16 protein-coding genes are annotated in these 15,820 nt (G+C 70.5%); 1 reads left to right on the forward strand and 15 read right to left on the reverse strand.

All coding sequences use genetic code 11. The annotated features are described in order from the left end of the window. Position 1: 1 nt before the first annotated feature. Together ACZ32T_RS25235 and pyrR are read right to left on the reverse strand one after the other, a co-directional pair. Complete coding sequence (locus ACZ32T_RS25235; RefSeq protein ID WP_467264862.1) at positions 2-1,018, reverse strand: aspartate carbamoyltransferase catalytic subunit; 1,017 nt, start codon at positions 1,016-1,018, stop codon at positions 2-4. 92 nt (positions 1,019-1,110) lie between these two features. Next, complete coding sequence (gene pyrR, locus ACZ32T_RS25240; RefSeq protein ID WP_362929224.1) at positions 1,111-1,695, reverse strand: bifunctional pyr operon transcriptional regulator/uracil phosphoribosyltransferase PyrR; 585 nt, start codon at positions 1,693-1,695, stop codon at positions 1,111-1,113. 221 nt (positions 1,696-1,916) lie between these two features. Here pyrR and bldD point away from each other — a divergent pair, with 221 nt between their 5' ends. Further along, positions 1,917-2,417: a transcriptional regulator BldD gene (bldD, locus tag ACZ32T_RS25245; RefSeq protein ID WP_014157378.1), complete on the forward strand. Its 501-nt coding sequence runs from the start codon at positions 1,917-1,919 to the stop codon at positions 2,415-2,417. A 170-nt stretch (positions 2,418-2,587) separates the two neighbouring features. On the opposite strand, the gene nusB is transcribed toward bldD, so the two are convergent. The 13 genes from nusB to ACZ32T_RS25310 all read right to left on the reverse strand — a co-directional run bounded on the left by nusB (position 2,588) and on the right by ACZ32T_RS25310 (position 15,755). Then, positions 2,588-3,019 carry a transcription antitermination factor NusB gene (gene nusB / locus ACZ32T_RS25250; protein WP_031097763.1) on the reverse strand — a complete coding sequence of 144 codons (432 nt, stop codon included), beginning with the start codon at positions 3,017-3,019 and terminating at the stop codon, positions 2,588-2,590. A gap of 2 nt (positions 3,020-3,021) precedes the next feature. After that, positions 3,022-3,588, reverse strand: coding sequence for an elongation factor P (efp, locus tag ACZ32T_RS25255; protein WP_467264859.1), 567 nt, complete (start codon positions 3,586-3,588; stop codon positions 3,022-3,024). A gap of 75 nt (positions 3,589-3,663) precedes the next feature. Then, on the reverse strand, positions 3,664-4,770 hold the full coding sequence (locus tag ACZ32T_RS25260; protein WP_467369171.1) for a M24 family metallopeptidase: 1,107 nt from the start codon (positions 4,768-4,770) through the stop codon (positions 3,664-3,666). Positions 4,771-4,839: 69 nt separating this feature from the next. Next, complete coding sequence (locus tag ACZ32T_RS25265) at positions 4,840-5,655, reverse strand: Pro-rich N-terminal domain-containing protein (protein ID WP_467369173.1); 816 nt, start codon at positions 5,653-5,655, stop codon at positions 4,840-4,842. A 107-nt stretch (positions 5,656-5,762) separates the two neighbouring features. After that, entirely contained in the window at positions 5,763-6,206 is a 444-nt protein-coding gene (aroQ, locus tag ACZ32T_RS25270) for a type II 3-dehydroquinate dehydratase (RefSeq protein ID WP_467369175.1), read from the reverse strand. After that, positions 6,203-7,849 (reverse strand): 3-dehydroquinate synthase, encoded by a 1,647-nt coding sequence (gene aroB / locus ACZ32T_RS25275; protein ID WP_467369177.1) that lies wholly within the window; start codon positions 7,847-7,849, stop codon positions 6,203-6,205. The genes aroQ and aroB overlap by 4 nt, the downstream gene beginning before the upstream one ends. Beyond that, the gene (gene aroC, locus ACZ32T_RS25280) at positions 7,846-9,030 is read right to left on the reverse strand and encodes a chorismate synthase (protein ID WP_467264850.1); all 1,185 of its coding nucleotides are present in this window, start codon (positions 9,028-9,030) and stop codon (positions 7,846-7,848) included. The genes aroB and aroC overlap by 4 nt, the downstream gene beginning before the upstream one ends. 147 nt (positions 9,031-9,177) lie before the next feature. Further along, positions 9,178-10,014, reverse strand: coding sequence for a shikimate dehydrogenase (locus ACZ32T_RS25285; RefSeq protein WP_467369178.1), 837 nt, complete (start codon positions 10,012-10,014; stop codon positions 9,178-9,180). Continuing rightward, complete coding sequence (gene mltG / locus ACZ32T_RS25290) at positions 10,011-11,744, reverse strand: endolytic transglycosylase MltG (protein ID WP_467369180.1); 1,734 nt, start codon at positions 11,742-11,744, stop codon at positions 10,011-10,013. The genes ACZ32T_RS25285 and mltG overlap by 4 nt, the downstream gene beginning before the upstream one ends. 100 nt (positions 11,745-11,844) lie before the next feature. Continuing rightward, the gene (gene ruvX, locus ACZ32T_RS25295) at positions 11,845-12,318 is read right to left on the reverse strand and encodes a Holliday junction resolvase RuvX (RefSeq protein WP_356712737.1); all 474 of its coding nucleotides are present in this window, start codon (positions 12,316-12,318) and stop codon (positions 11,845-11,847) included. An 8-nt stretch (positions 12,319-12,326) separates the two neighbouring features. Next, positions 12,327-14,996: an alanine--tRNA ligase gene (gene alaS, locus ACZ32T_RS25300; protein WP_467264844.1), complete on the reverse strand. Its 2,670-nt coding sequence runs from the start codon at positions 14,994-14,996 to the stop codon at positions 12,327-12,329. Then, positions 14,996-15,292, reverse strand: a complete 297-nt coding sequence (locus ACZ32T_RS25305; protein WP_467369182.1) for a hypothetical protein — start codon at positions 15,290-15,292, stop codon at positions 14,996-14,998. The genes alaS and ACZ32T_RS25305 overlap by 1 nt, the downstream gene beginning before the upstream one ends. A gap of 7 nt (positions 15,293-15,299) precedes the next feature. Continuing rightward, on the reverse strand, positions 15,300-15,755 hold the full coding sequence (locus tag ACZ32T_RS25310) for a DUF948 domain-containing protein (RefSeq protein WP_467265068.1): 456 nt from the start codon (positions 15,753-15,755) through the stop codon (positions 15,300-15,302). Positions 15,756-15,820: the final 65 nt, after the last annotated feature.

Raw genomic sequence — 15,820 nt, forward strand, 5'->3', positions numbered from 1 at the left:
GTTACTTGTTCTCCTCGGTACGGGCGGAGGCGGACGGCAGGGCGGTCTCGGAACCGCCCAGCAGCAGGTACAGGACGGCCATGCGGGTGGAGACGCCGTTCGCGACCTGCTCGACGGCGGTGCAGCGGTCGGAGTCCGCGACCTCTGCGGTGATCTCCATGCCGCGGACCATCGGGCCGGGGTGCATCACGATGGCGTGCTCGGGCATCCGCGCCATGCGTTCGCCGTCCAGGCCGTAGCGGCGGGAGTACTCGCGCTCGGTCGGGAAGTAGGCGGCGTTCATCCGCTCCCGCTGCACACGGAGCATCATGACGGCGTCGGACTTCGGAAGCACGGCGTCGAGGCGGTAGCTGACGTCGCAGGGCCACTGCTCGACGCCGACGGGCACGAGGGTGGGCGGGGCCACCAGGGTGACGTGGGCGCCCAGCGTGTGCAGCAGGTGCACGTTGGAGCGGGCCACACGGCTGTGCAGGATGTCTCCGACGATCGTGATCCGGCGGCCTTCGAGGTCCCGGCCGATGCCCGCGTCGGGCCCGACGAGCCTGCGGCGCATCGTGAAGGCGTCGAGCAGGGCCTGGGTGGGGTGCTCGTGCGTGCCGTCCCCCGCGTTGACGACGGCGCTGTCGATCCAGCCGGAGGTCGCTAGGCGGTACGGGGCCCCGGAGGCGCCGTGCCGGATGACGACGGCGTCGGCGCCCATGGCCTCCAGGGTCAGCGCGGTGTCCTTGAGCGACTCTCCCTTGGAGACGGAGGAGCCCTTCGCGGAGAAGTTGATGACGTCGGCGGAGAGGCGCTTGGCGGCGGCCTCGAACGAGATCCGCGTCCGGGTCGAGTCCTCGAAGAAGAGGTTGACGACCGTTCGTCCACGCAGGGTGGGAAGCTTCTTGATCGGCCGGTCCGCGACCCTCGCCATCTCCTCGGCGGTGTCGAGGATCAGGACGGCGTCGTCGCGGGTGAGGTCTGCGGCCGAGATGAGGTGGCGGGGTGTCCGGGGGTTGTCCCCGGGAGGGCGCAGCATCTGGGAGTCTCCGTGAAGGGTGGAGGGATCAGGCAGGCGGGCGTGCGGAAGCAGCCGTGCGGCCGATGGGGCGCACACGGGACGGGACTCGGCTACTGCTCGCCTGCCGGGACGGTCTGCTTGACACCGAGCAGCACGGCGTCGCGGCCGTCCTCCTCGGCGAGCTGGACCTTGACCGTCTCCCGCAGCGACGTGGGGAGGTTCTTGCCGACGTAGTCGGCACGGATCGGGAGTTCGCGGTGGCCCCGGTCGACGAGGACCGCGAGCTGTACGGCACGGGGCCGGCCGATGTCGCCGAGCGCGTCGAGTGCGGCGCGGATCGTGCGGCCGGAGAAGAGCACGTCGTCGACGAGCACGACGAGGCTGCCCTCGATGCCCTCACCGGGGATCTCGGTGCGTGCGAGGGCACGCGCCGGGCGCATCCGCAGGTCGTCGCGGTACATCGTGATGTCGAGTGACCCGACCGGCGTCTTCCGGCCGGTGATCTCTTCGAGCTTTCCGGCGAGCCGACGGGCGAGGAAGACCCCGCGTGTCGGGATGCCGAGCAGCACCACGTCGTCGGCGCCCTTGGCGCGTTCGACGATCTCGTGGGCGATCCGGGTCAGTACCCGGGCGATGTCGGGAGCCTCGAGAACGGGGCGTGCCGCATTGCCGGTGTGGTCATGCTGTGCGTCCATAAGAAACGGACCTCCTTCTCCGCCTCACTGGACGGACGTTAAAGGACGTCGAAATTGCGTCATCCACGTTACCAGGGCTTGTGCGAGGCCCTGGCCCCGCCCCCGGGAGGCCGCAGTCCGGACCTTTCGGCTTGACGCAGCCAAGTAACGCTGCGTAACCTCACAGTGAGTTACCAGCCACGCGGCCCAGCCGCAGAATGTTCCAGCGTCCGGGGAGCCTCATGTCCAGCGAATACGCAAAGCAGCTCGGGGCCAAGCTCCGCGCCATCCGCACCCAGCAAGGCCTCTCCCTCCACGGCGTGGAGGAGAAGTCGCAGGGCCGCTGGAAGGCCGTCGTGGTCGGTTCCTACGAGCGCGGCGACCGCGCCGTGACCGTTCAGCGCCTTGCCGAGCTGGCCGACTTCTACGGCGTTCCGGTCCAGGAGCTCCTGCCCGGTACGACTCCCGGCGGTGCCGCCGAGCCGCCGCCGAAGCTGGTCCTCGACCTCGAGCGCCTCGCCCACGTGCCGCCGGAGAAGGCCGGACCGCTGCAGCGTTACGCGGCGACGATCCAGAGCCAGCGCGGCGACTACAACGGCAAGGTGCTGTCGATCCGCCAGGACGACCTGCGCACCCTGGCCGTGATCTACGACCAGTCGCCGTCCGTGCTCACGGAGCAGCTGATCAGCTGGGGCGTGCTGGACGCCGACGCGCGTCGCGCCGTGGCCCACGACGAGGGCTGACCACCAGCACCACCAAGAGCGTGAACGCCGGGCCGGCGGAGTCTCCAGGACCCCGCCGGCCCGGCGTTCTCATGTCCTGGCCCGTCCGCCGCGGCCGGGGCGAAGACGCCGAAGGGCCCACGGTCGCGTGCGACCGTGGGCCCTTCGTCCGGCTCTGTCGCCGCCGGAGGCTACTGCTCCCGGCGGAGATTCGGCTTGAGGTCCTTGAACCGGGCCAGCAGGCCGTTCACGAAGGCCGGGGAGTCGTCGGTCGAGAACTCCTTGGCGAGCTGGACCGCCTCGTCGATCACCACGGCGTCCGGGGTCGAGTCCATCCAGATCAGCTCGTACGCCCCGAGCCGCAGGATGCTCCGGTCGACGACCGGCATGCGGTCGATCTCCCAGTCCACGGCATAGGTGACGATGAGGTCGTCGATCCGGTCCGCGTACTGCGCGTACCCCTCGACCAGCTCCATCGTGAATTCACCGACCGGCGGCTGACGGTCGTCGGTCCGCGAGAGCCGCACCCAGTCCGCGAGGACCGTCTGCACGGACTCACCGCGCTGGTCGGCCTCGAAAAGGATCTGGAAGGCGCGCTTGCGGGCCTTGTTCCGGGCAGCCACGGTTAGCTGTTCACCCGGCCGAGGTAGTCGCCCGTACGGGTGTCGACCTTGATCTTCTCGCCGGTGGTGATGAAGAGCGGGACACCGATCTCGTAGTCGGTCTCCAAGGTGGCGGGCTTCGTGCCACCGGTGGAGCGGTCGCCCTGGACGCCCGGGTCGGTGTGCTTGACGACCAGCTCGACCGCGGCGGGCAGCTCGACGTAGAGCACCTCGCCCTCGTGCTGCGCCACGGAGGCGGTGAAGCCCTCGATCAGGAAGTTGGCGGCGTCGCCGACGGCCTTGCGGTCGACCATGAGCTGGTCGTACGTGTCCATGTCCATGAAGACGAAGTACTCGCCGTCCATGTACGAGAACTGCATGTCGCGGCGGTCGATGGTGGCCGTCTCGACCTTCACACCGGCGTTGAACGTCTTGTCGACGACCTTGCCGGAGAGCACGTTCTTGAGCTTGGTGCGCACGAAGGCAGGGCCCTTGCCGGGCTTGACGTGCTGGAACTCGACGACGGACCAGAGCTGGCCTCCGTCGAGCTTGAGCACCAGGCCGTTCTTGAGGTCGTTCGTGGAAGCCACGGTTGCGGAATCTCCTGGACTGAAGCTGGTGGACGACCGAGGGTGCGCGCCCGGGGTCCTCCGCGAGGAGTTCCCCTAGAGCGCGAGCAGCTCCTTGGTCGTAATGGTGAGTAGCTCGGGTCCGCCGTCCGCCTCGGGGCGCACGACGAGCGTGTCATCGATCCGGACACCGCCCCGGCCCGGGAGGTGGACCCCCGGTTCGACGGTGACCGGCACACAAGCGTCCAGTTTACCCATGGCTGTCGGTGCCAACTGCGGGTCCTCGTCGATTTCGAGCCCGACCCCGTGCCCGGTGCTGGGCTGGAGGCAGTCGGCGTGACCCGCGGAGTCCAGGAGATGGCGGGCCGCACGGTCCACGTCGCGGCAGGCGGCGCCGGGCACCAGAGCCTCTCTGCCGGCCCTCTGAGCGGCGAAAACAAGGTCGTAGAGCTCGATCTGCCAGTCTGCGGGACTGGTCCCGATGACGAAGGTCCGGCCGATCTCGCAGCGGTAGCCGCGGTAGTTCGCTCCCAGGCAGACGGAGAGGAAATCACCTTCCTCGACCCTGCGGTCGGTGGGCCGGTGACGGCCCAGACCGGAGTGGGGGCCTGTCCCCACCGAGGTGGCGAAAGCCGGGCCGTCGGCACCGTGGTCCACCAACCGGCGTTCCAGCTCCAGGGCGAGATGGCGTTCCGTCCGCCCCACCAGGATGGATTCGAGGAGTTCGCCGAGCGCCTGGTCGGTGATCTCCGCGGCGATCCGCAGGCAGGCGATCTCCTCCTCGTCCTTCACGAGACGAAGCTGCTCCACCGTGCTGCCCAGGTCCTCGAGACGCAGGCGGGGCGCGACAGCACTCATGGCGCGGTGGCGGGAGACGGTCAGGTCGTGTTCCTCGACCGACAGGGATTCGGCGCCCAGGCCGCCGGCGAGCTCGGCCGCCGCGATCACCGGGTCGCTGTCGGCCCCGGGGAGCACGGTCAGTCGCAGGCCCTCGTCGGGACGGCCGTGGGCGGGGTCCCCGGTCGGCGCGCGGGGACAGAGCAGGACGTCCTCGCCGGGGCCGAGCAACAGCACGGCGCCGGGCGGGGCACCGCCCGCGAGATAGCGGACGTTGGCGGGGCGGGAGACCAGGGCGGCCGCGGAACCGGCGGCGGCGTACCGGTCACGCAGCTGCCCGCGTCGGACGGCGTACACCTCTGACATGTTTCCGAGCCTACGAGCGCGGGCCGGGCCCCGCCCGGTCAGCGCACCCGACCGGGGACGGCGCGGCCGCTACCAGGCCGGGGGGCTGGCTATGGAGCGGGCCAGGACGTCGTCGAGGACCCGGGCGGTCGTCTCCACGTCGTAGGTGGAGTTGTCGATGATCGGCAGGCCGGAGCCGTACCACCCGGCCATGCGGCCGTGGATCCTGGCGACTTCCTCGTCGGAGAGCCTGCGGTTCCCGCTGCGTGCCGCGTTGCGCTCCAGGACGACCTCCAGGCCGGGCAGGAGGACCACCGGCAGCAGGCCGGGGCCCACGTGGCGCTTCCAGCCGCCGAGGCCGACGACGGGCCGGTCGGGGAAGACGGCGTCGTCGAGGATGCAGGAGATGCCGTTGGCCAGGAAATTACGGGCGGCGAAGCCGCAGGTGCGCCGGGCCAGGCGGTACTGCGCCTCCGAGTGGTCGTTCCATCCGGCCTGCGGGTCGGCGAAGCCGGAGCAGACCCATTCGCGGACGTCGTCCAGCGAGACGTGCGCGGTGGGAACCCGGCGGCGGCCCGCCCAGAGCTTGGCGACCGTGGTCTTCCCCGCTCCCGCGGGCCCGATCAGCAGCACGGCCAGGGTCGCGGCGCCGGTGCCCGCCTCGGCGGGCGGCGCGGGCAGCGGGACGGGGCCGCCGGGCGGCAGCTGGATGTGCCCGGTGGTCTCCCGGGAGGGCGGCGCCGGGGCGTGCTGGGGCGCGGGCGCCTGCGGCCGGGGCCCGGGAGCCATGGGAGGAGGAGGCGGCCCCGCCTGGCCGGGGTGGCCCTGGTGCTGGGCCTGGTGCGTCCACGGCCCGTTCCCGGGACCTTGGGGCGGCGGCAGCGGAGCCCCCACTGCGTGCTGCATCCGGTGCCACTCCGTCTCGTGCAGGCAACTGGCGCTGGTCGACGGCAACCGTACCTTCCCCGGCCGCCACTCGGTGAACGGGCGGGGAAGGTACGAAGTGCCCGGTGTCAGCCCGTCAGTTCGTCGGCCAGGGCCCGCAGGGCGAGCCGGTAGGAGCCGATCCCGAAGCCCGCCACGGTCCCGGTGGCCACCGGGGCGACCACCGAGGTGTGGCGGAACTCCTCGCGCGCGTACGGATTCGAGATGTGCACCTCGATCAGCGGAGCGGTGCGCTGGGCCGCCGCGTCCCGCATTCCGTACGAATAGTGCGTGAAGGCGCCGGGGTTGAGGACGACCGGGACCGAACCGTCCGCCGCCTCGTGGAGCCAGCGGATCAGTTCGCCCTCGTCGTTGGTCTCGCGGACGTCGACGTCGAACCCGAGCTCCTTGCCGAGTGTCCGGCAGGTCTCGACCAGACCCGCGTAGGACGTCGCCCCGTAGACGTCGGGCTCGCGGGAGCCGAGACGTCCGAGGTTCGGGCCGTTGAGCACGAGGACCCTGCGGGTCGTCACGCGGAGACCTCCCCGTAGGCGGCGAGCAGGACGGCCGGGTCGGGACCCTCCAGCACGGTGGGCTTGCCGATGCCGTCCAGGACGATGAAGCGCAGCAGGTCGCCGCGGGACTTCTTGTCGACCTTCATGTTCTCCAGGAGCTTGGGCCACTGGTCACCTCGGTAGGTGAGCGGCAGCCCGACGGACTCCAGGACGGCGCGGTGCCGGTCGGCGGTGGCGTCGTCGAGGCGTCCCGCGAGCCGGCCCAGCTCCGCGGCGAAGACCATGCCGACCGAGACGGCCGCCCCGTGACGCCACTTGTAGCGCTCGTTCTTCTCGATGGCGTGGGCGAGGGTGTGGCCGTAGTTGAGGATCTCCCTCAGGCCGGACTCCTTGAGGTCGCTGGAGACGACCTCGGCCTTCACCCGGATGGAACGCTCGATCAGCTCCGCGGTGTGCGGCCCGGCGGGCGTACGGGCGCCCTGGGGGTCGGCCTCGACGAGGTCCAGGATGACCGGGTCGGCGATGAAGCCGGCCTTGATGATCTCGGCCATGCCGGAGACGTAGTCGTTGACCGGCAGCGAGTCCAGCGCGGCGAGGTCGCAGAGCACGCCGGCCGGCGGGTGGAAGGCGCCCACGAGGTTCTTGCCCTCGGCGGTGTTGATGCCGGTCTTGCCGCCGACCGCCGCGTCGACCATGCCGAGCACGGTCGTCGGTACGGCGATCCAGCGCACCCCGCGCAGCCAGGAGGCGGCGACGAAGCCCGCGACGTCGGTGGTGGCACCCCCGCCGATGCCGACGATGACGTCGGTGCGGGTGAACCCCGTCTGGCCGAGCGCCTTCCAGCAGTAGGCGGCGACCTCGACGGTCTTGGCCTCCTCGGCGTTCGGCAGCTGGATGGCGATGGCCTCGTAACCCTGGGAGGCGAGGTCCTCACGGACCGCCTCGCCGGTCTCGGCGAGCGCCTCGGGGTGCAGGACGGCGACCCGCTTGGCGCGGTCACCGATGAGGTTGGGCAGCTCGCCGAGGAGCTGGCGGCCGACGAGCACCTCGTACGGGTCGGTGCCTGCCGTGCCGGCGATCTGGATGCGTGTGGTGCCCTGCTCGGTCATGCGTGTCTTCTCCTGGTCGGACGGGGCGGGCCCGTCTGTGCGCTCCGGCAGTTCCAGTGCGTCGAGGACCGCCTGGGCGACCTCTTCGGGAGCGCGTTCGTCAGTGGCGACGGTGACGGACGCCACCTCTTCGTAGAGGGGGCGCCGGGCGTCCATGAGCTCGCGCCACTGCCGTCGCGGGTTGACGGCGAGGAGGGGGCGGGCGGTGTTCAGCCCGACCCTCCGTACGGCCTCGTCCACATCCATGGAGAGATAGACGACCCGGTGACCGCCGAGCAGCGCACGGGTCTCCGCGTCGAGCACCGCGCCGCCGCCGAGGGCGAGGACGCCGGTGTGACCTTCGATCGCGTCCCGCACAGCCTGCCGTTCGAGCGCGCGGAAACGCTCCTCGCCGTCGTCGAAGAAGATCTCCGGGATGGCCTTGCCCGCCGTGGCGACGACGTCCGCGTCGGTGTCGCGGTAGGAACTGCCCAGCCGGTCGGCGAGCAGTTCACCCACCGTGGACTTGCCCACCCCCATCGGGCCCACCAGGACGATCAGCGGGCCGCTCACCGGATCTGGAGGTGGGAGAGGAACGACTGCACGTTGCGGTGGGTCTCGGCGACGCTGTCACCGCCGAACTTCTCCGCCACCGCGTCGGCCAGCACCAGGGCGACCATCGCCTCGGCGACGATCCCGGCGGCCGGGACGGCGCACACGTCGGAGCGCTGGTGGTGGGCCTTGGTCGCCTCGCCGGTGACGACATCGACCGTGGCGAGCGCGCGGGGCACGGTGGCGATGGGCTTCATCGCCGCGCGGACCCGCAGCAGCTCACCGGTCGTCAGCCCGCCCTCGGTGCCGCCGGAGCGGCCGGAGGTGCGCTTGATGCCGGTCTCGGTGGCCACGATCTCGTCGTGCGCCTTGGAGCCGGGTACCCGGGCGAGGTCGAAGCCGTCGCCGACCTCGACGCCCTTGATGGCCTGGATGCCCATCAGCGCGGCGGCGAGACGGGCGTCGAGCCTGCGGTCCCAGTGGACGTGCGAGCCGAGGCCGACGGGGACGCCGTAGGCGAGCACCTCGACGACTCCTCCGAGGGTGTCGCCGTCCTTGTGGGCCTGGTCGATCTCCGCGACCATCGCCTCTGACGCGTCGGCGTCCAGGCAGCGCACGGGGTCGGCGTCGAGCCGCTCGACGTCGGAAGGCTTGGGGTAGACACCGTGGGGCGCCTTGGCCGCGGCCAGCTCGACGACGTGGGAGACGATCTCGATGCCCGCGGTCTCCTTGAGGTAGGAGCGGGCGACGGCGCCGAGGGCGACACGGGCGGCGGTCTCCCGGGCGCTCGCACGCTCCAGGACCGGCCGGGCCTCGTCGAAGCCGTACTTCTGCATCCCGGCCAGGTCGGCGTGGCCGGGCCTGGGACGGGTCAGCGGGGCGTTACGGGCCTGCGCGGCCAGCACGTCGGGGTCGACGGGATCGGCCGACATGACCTGCTCCCACTTGGGCCACTCGGTGTTGCCCACCATGACGGCGACCGGCGAGCCCATGGTCAGGCCGTGCCGGACCCCTCCGAGGAAGGTGACCTCGTCCCGCTCGAACTTCATCCGGGCGCCGCGCCCGTAACCGAGCCGTCGCCTGGCGAGCGCGTCCGCCACCATCTCCGTGGTGACGGGGATACCGGCGGGAAGACCCTCCAGCGTCGCCACCAGTGCGGGGCCGTGCGACTCTCCGGCGGTCAGCCAGCGCAACCTGCTCAACGGTGCTCCCTCATGCTCGCGCCTGAAACTGCAACGGCGCGACCGGGTGCGCGGCCCTGGCCCGCCGCCCCCGATCCTCCCACGACGGGAGGGCCCACCGGCCGCCGGTCCAGCAGACGGACGTTTGACGGCCCGATCCGGACCGGTCTACCGGGGTTCGCGCGCCGCGAGTGCCTGCTCGCCTGCCGCCCGCATGGCACGGAGCGGGCCGGGGCTCCGAACGGTCATCTGCTCGACCTGGAGAACCGCCTGATGGACGAGGAGGTCCAGCCCTCCGACGACCGTCCCCCCGGCCGCCGACCAGCGAGAGGCGAGGGCCGTCGGCCAGGGCTCGTACAGCACATCGAACAGAGTGCCGGGGGCGGTCGGGACTGCGTCCGCCAGGGCGTCCGTCGTGCCGGCCGGCGTGGTGGCGATCACCAGGGGGGCATGCAGGGCCTCGTCGGCCCTGGCCCAGTCCGTGATCCTGACGTCGACGCCGAGGCGCTCGCCCCAGCCGCGCATCTCGTCGGCCCGTGCCGCACTGCGCACGTAGGCGGTGACCGGGCCCGTACAGATCACGGAGAGCGCGGCCAGCGCCGAGGATGCCGTGGCGCCGGCGCCCAGGACGGCGGCGGACTCGACCTTCTCTACCCCGCGTTCGTGCAGGGCGGCAACCATGCCGGGGATGTCCGTGTTGTCGCCGAGTCTGCGGCCGTCCTCGGTGAAGACGACGGTGTTGACGGTCTCGACGGACGCCGCCGTGTCGCTGACGCCGTCCAGCAGCGGGAGGATCGCCCGCTTGAGCGGCATGGTCAGGGAGAGCCCCGCCCAGGACTGGTCCAGCCCTTCGACGAAGCCGGGGAGCGCCGCCTCGTCCACGTCGAAGCGCTCGTACGTCCAGTTGTCCAGACCGAGTTCCGCGTATGCCGCGCGGTGCAGGACGGGCGAGAGGGAGTGGGCGATGGGCGAGCCGAGGACGGCTGCCCGGCGGTTGGCACTCACTGGTCCGCCTTGTTCTCTTCGTACTTGTCGCGGTTGCGTTCGTGCTCCTCGTTCGTCACCGCAAACAGTGTCTTGTCCTCGGTGACGGAGACGAAGTAGTACCAGGGGCCGGACGCGGGGTTGATCGCCGACTGCAGCGCGTCAGCGCCAGGGTTGCTGATCGGGCCGAGCGGAAGCCCCTTGATTCTGTACGTGTTGTACGGATCATCGATCTCCCGCAGTGCATCCACGGCACCCACGTCCAGCGTGCTCTCGTCCCGAATGTAATTGATTGTCGAGTCGAATTCGAGCCGGCCGACGGTTTCGAGGTTGTCCGGCTTGAGCCGGTTGTAGACGACTCTCGCGACCTTGTCGAAATCGTGCTTGTACTTACCCTCTTTCTGAACAAGGCTCGCGACAGTGATGAGGTCGAGCGGCGAGTCCAGGTTCAGCTTCTTGGCGTTCTGCTCAAGATCAAGCTTCCCGTACTCCTTGTTGGCCCGGGTCACCATCTTTTTCAGGGCGTCCTCGGGCTTCGAGCTCTTGGGAACCGCGTACGCGGCCGGGAAAAGGAAACCTTCCAGCGGATCCTTGACCTTGGGATCGCCATCTGCCCATTCAGGCAGCCCCAGGCTTTCGGCCTTCGTCTTCGCGACCTTGGCCGTGGTGCCGGCCTTCAGCTCTAGCCTCTTGTCGATCGCCGCATAGATGCCGATGGTGCTCGTTCCCTCGGGAATAACCAGCGCGTTCTGGCTCTTCGGGTCCAGCATCAATTCGATGGCACTGTCGGCGGACATCCCCTTCTTCAGGAGGTAAACGCCGGCCTGCAGGGAGCCCCCCTTGGGATTCCCGTTCTGCGCCGAGACGAAGGCATCGACGGATTTGACGACGCCTGCCTTCTTCAGGATGTTGGCGATCTCGTTGCCCAGAGCGCCCTCGGGGATCTCCACCTCGACCGAGCCCGTGCCGGAACCCTCGTAGTCCGGGGCCTCACCGAACTGACCCTGGTAGAACGAGTAGCCGAAGTAGCCCACTCCCCCGAGGCCGGCGACGAGGACCGCCGCGACGCCCAGGCAGGCACAGCCGTTGCGGCTCTTCTTCTTGCCCTTGCCACGGCGCTCGCCGTCGCCCCGGCGGGACTCGCGCGGGTCGTCGTCGTACTCGTCGTCTTCGCGGGAACCGCGCGCGTCGGCCGGTGCGTCCTCGCCGGTGAAGAAGGGATGCGTCTCGTCCTGCGGCGCCTCCGGATCCCAGTCCGGAGCCTGCTGCCGGCCGGGTTCCTCGCGATGCCCCGGGGGCTGCGGCGGAGGGTATGCCTCGGAGGTGCCGTAGTAGTCCCCCTGCTCGCCGTAGCCGGGGTTGTCGCCGTACGCGGGCTGCTGCGCCCCGTACGGCATCGCCGCCTGCTGGCCGGTGTCCCAGCCGCCGTCGTACTGCGGCTGCTGCTGGGCGTAGGGGTCCTGCGGCGCGCCGTACGGCTGCTGGTGCTGCTGCTGCGCGTACGGATCGTGCTGCTGGTGCTGCTGCTGCGCGTACGGGTCGTGCTGCTGGTGCTGCGGCGGCTGCTGCTGCGCGTACGGGTCCTGCTGGTAGCCCTGCTGGGCGTACGGGTCCTGGGCGTAGGGCTGCTGCTGGCCTTCGTACTGGCCCTGGCCGTGGGCAGCCTGACGGCCTCCCCATCCCTGGTCCCCGTACAAGGGGTCCTCGGGATGCCACGGTTCGGAGCCGGAGCCCCGGCCATACTCAGTCATCGATCCCCTTGAGCCGCGAGACGACGCTCCGTCTCTTCGCTTTGCTGTGCGGTGTCTGTTCGAACACCGGCGCATCGCGCGGAACGTTACCGTATCGCGATCAGACAGCCACCTCGACGCCCTCGCCGGGTGGGGTGCCTGACGCCCGTTCGGACTCCAGAGCGTTCTGAAGGATCACCACAGCGGCAGCCTGGTCGATGACAGACCGGCCCTTCTTGGACTTCACGCCCGAAGCGCGTAGCCCTTGAGTGGCCGTCACTGTGGTCATCCTCTCGTCCAGAAGACGTACGGGAATCGGCGCGATCGCCTGGGCGAACACCTGCGCGAACGCGCGGACCTTGGCGGCAGCCGGGCCTTCCCCGCCGCCCAGGGAGCGGGGCAGCCCGACGATGACCTCGATCGGCTCGTACTCCGCGACGATCTGCCCGAGCCGCCGGTGGGCGGCCGGGACGTCGCGTCCCGGCACGGTCTCCACCGGCGTGGCGAGGATCCCGTCGGGGTCGCAGGACGCGACCCCGATACGGGCGTCACCGACGTCGACGGCGAGCCGGCGTCCACGGCGCATCTGCGACATGCCGGGCGTCACGCCGTCTCGGTGACGAGGCGTTCGACAGCGGCGACGGCGTCGCCGATGGCGTCCGGGTTCTGGCCGCCGCCCTGGGCGACGTCCGGCTTGCCGCCGCCTCCGCCACCGAGGGTCTTGGCGGCGGTGCGCACCAGTTCACCGGCCTTGAGGCCGCGCTCGCGGGCCGCCTCGTTGGTGGCGATGACCGTCAGCGGGCGGCCGTTGGCCGTGGTGAACAGGGCCACGACGGCCGGCCGGCCGCCCTGGATGCGCCCGCGCACGTCGAGGACCAGCTTGCGCAGGTCGTCGGCCGTGGTGCCGTCCGGCACCTGTCCGGTCACCAGGGCGACGCCGCGCACGTCCTTGGCCGACTCCACGAGGCCGGCGGCGGCCTGGAGGACCTTCTCCGCGCGGAACTTCTCGATCTCCTTCTCGGCGTCCTTCAGCTTGCCGAGCATGCCGGAGATCTTCTCGGGGAGCTCCTCGGGGCGGCCCTTGAGCAGCTCCTGGAGCTGGGCGACGACCGTGTGCTCCTTGGCGAGGAAGTTGTACGCGTCGACGCCGACCAGGGCCTCGATGCGGCGCACACCCGAACCGATGGACGACTCGCCGAGCAGCTTCACCAGGCCCAGCTGGGAGGTGTTGTGGACGTGCGTACCGCCGCACAGCTCCTTGGAGAAGTCGCCGATGGTGACGACCCGGACCCGCTCGCCGTACTTCTCGCCGAACTCCGCGATGGCGCCCTGCTTCTTGGCGTCGTCGATGGACATGACCTCGGCCTGGACGTCGAGCTCCCGCGAGAGGACCTCGTTGATCTTCTGCTCGACGTCCGTGAGGACCGTGCCGGGTACGGCGGCGGGCGAGCCGAAGTCGAAGCGGAAGCGGCCCGGCGAGTTCTCCGAGCCGGCCTGGGCGGCCGTCGGGCCGAGGGCGTCGCGCAGCGCCTGGTGCGTGAGGTGCGTGGCGCTGTGGGCGCGGGCGATGGCGCGGCGGCGGGTGTTGTCGATGGCGGCGTAGGCGGAGGCGCCGACCGTCACCTCGCCGACCTGGACCGAGCCCTTGTGGACCGAGACGCCCGGCACGGGCTGCTGCACGTCGCGGACCTGGATGACGGCGCCGCTGTCGAGCCGGATGCGGCCCTGGTCGGCGAGCTGGCCGCCGCCCTCGGCGTAGAAGGGGGTGCGGTCGAGGACGACCTCGACCTCGTCGCCCTCGGAGGCGGCGGGCGAGGGCACACCGTCGACCAGCAGGCCGACGATCTTCGACTCGCCCTCGTTGCTGGTGTAGCCGGTGAACTCGGTGACGCCGGAGTTGTCGGCGACCTCGCGGTACGCCGACAGGTCGGCGTGACCCGTCTTCTTGGCCTTGGCGTCGGCCTTGGCGCGCTCCCGCTGCTCCTTCATCAGGCGGCGGAAGCCCTCCTCGTCGACGGAGAGGCCCTGTTCGGCGGCCATTTCCAGCGTGAGGTCGATCGGGAAGCCCCAGGTGTCGTGGAGCAGGAACGCCTTGTCGCCGGCGAGGACCGTCTCCCCGGAGGCCTTGGTCTCCGTGACGGCGGTGTCGAGGATGTTCGTGCCGCCCTTGAGAGCCTTGAGGAAGGCGGCTTCCTCGGCGAGGGCGACGGTCTCGATGCGCTTGCGGTCGGTGATCAGCTCCGGGTACTGCTGCCCCATGGTGTCGATGACGACGTCGACGAGCTCCTGGACGACCGGCCCGGTGGCGCCCATGAGGCGCATGTTGCGGATGGCGCGGCGCATGATGCGGCGCAGGACGTAGCCACGGCCCTCGTTGCCCGGGGTGACGCCGTCGCCGATGAGCATCACCGACGTGCGGATGTGGTCGGCGACGACTCGGAGGGAGACGTCGGAGCCCTGCTCGGCGCCGTAACGCACGCCCGTGAGCTCGGTGGCCTTGTCCATGACGACGCGCAGGGTGTCGGTCTCGTACATGTTCTGTACGCCCTGCAGGATCATGGCGAGGCGTTCGAGGCCGAGCCCCGTGTCGATGTTCTGCGACGGGAGGTCGCCGAGGATCGGGAAGTCCTCCTTGCCGTCGCCGGCGCCGCGCTCGTACTGCATGAAGACCAGGTTCCAGATCTCCACGTAGCGCTCGTCGTTGACGGCGGGGCCGCCCTCGACGCCGAACTCCGGACCGCGGTCGTAGTTGATCTCGGAGCACGGGCCGCAGGGGCCGGGGACGCCCATGGACCAGAAGTTGTCCTTCTTGCCCAGGCGCTGGATGCGCTCGGCCGGGACGCCGATCTTCTCGCGCCAGATCTGCTCGGCCTCGTCGTCGTCGAGGTAGACCGTGATCCACAGACGCTCGGGGTCCAGGCCGAAGCCGCCGTCGGCGACGGAGTTGGTGAGGGCCTCCCAGGCGAACTGGATGGCGCCTTCCTTGAAGTAGTCACCGAAGGAGAAGTTGCCGCACATCTGGAAGAACGTGCCGTGCCGGGTGGTCTTGCCGACCTCTTCGATGTCCGGCGTACGCACGCACTTCTGCACGCTGGTGACGCGCGGGGCGGGCGGCTTGACCTCGCCGAGGAAGTAGGGCTTGAAGGGAACCATGCCCGCGGGGACCAGCAGCAGAGTCGGGTCGTCCGCGATCAGCGACGCCGAAGGCACGACGGTGTGACCGCGCTCCTCGAAGAAGCTCAGCCAGCGGCGGCGGATTTCAGCCGACTCCATCAGTAGTCCTCATTCCGGTTGTTCGAGTTGTAGGGGAGTGTTCGCTGGAGGGCGGGCTGGGGGTCGGCCGGTGCCTCGATGCCGAGCGCCCCGCCCAGTTCGGCCTCGCGCCTGACCATGCCCTCACGCACGTCGAGGGCGAAGTCCTTCAGCTTGTGACCTGCCTCGAGCGCCTTGTCGGCGGCCTGCGCCGCGAGGCTCTCGGGGGTCAGCTGCCGGATCTTGCGGTTGACCTTGGTGGTGGCCCAGACACCGGCGGCTGCGCCGGCGGTGAACCAGAACGTACGGCGGAACATCGCTGGGTCAGTCCTTCTGTCCGCGGGAGCTTCGGCCGTTCCGCTTCCTGTCACGGGCGGACGGCACGGTACGGCCGACAATCACGGTGCGGCGGGAGGTCCGGCGGGCCTGGGCGGGCTCGGGCTCGGCGGCGGTACGACGGCCGATCGCCTGCCGCACGCCGTAGCCGAACGCGGCGACCTTCACGAGCGGGCCGCCGAAGGTCGACGCGACGGTGGTGGAGAGCGCCGAGGCGTTGGAGGTGACCTCCTGGACGTCGCTCGCGATGGCGTCGACCTTGTCCAGCTGGGTCTGCGCGGAACGCAGCGTGGCCGAGGCGTCGGCGAGCAGCGGGACCGCCTGCTCCGTCACATCCGCCACCAGCGCGGTGGTCGCCCTGAGCGTCTGGGCCAGTCTCACCAGTACCACGGCGAGGAAGGAAACCAGGATCGCCCAGAAGACAGCCACCAGGATGCCGGCCACCTCTCCACCGGACACAGTGCACCGCTCTCTGCTCGTCGCCGCATCGGCCGGGACCTGTCCCGGCC

It is taken from the genome of Streptomyces sp. NPDC023573 (assembly GCF_055559735.1).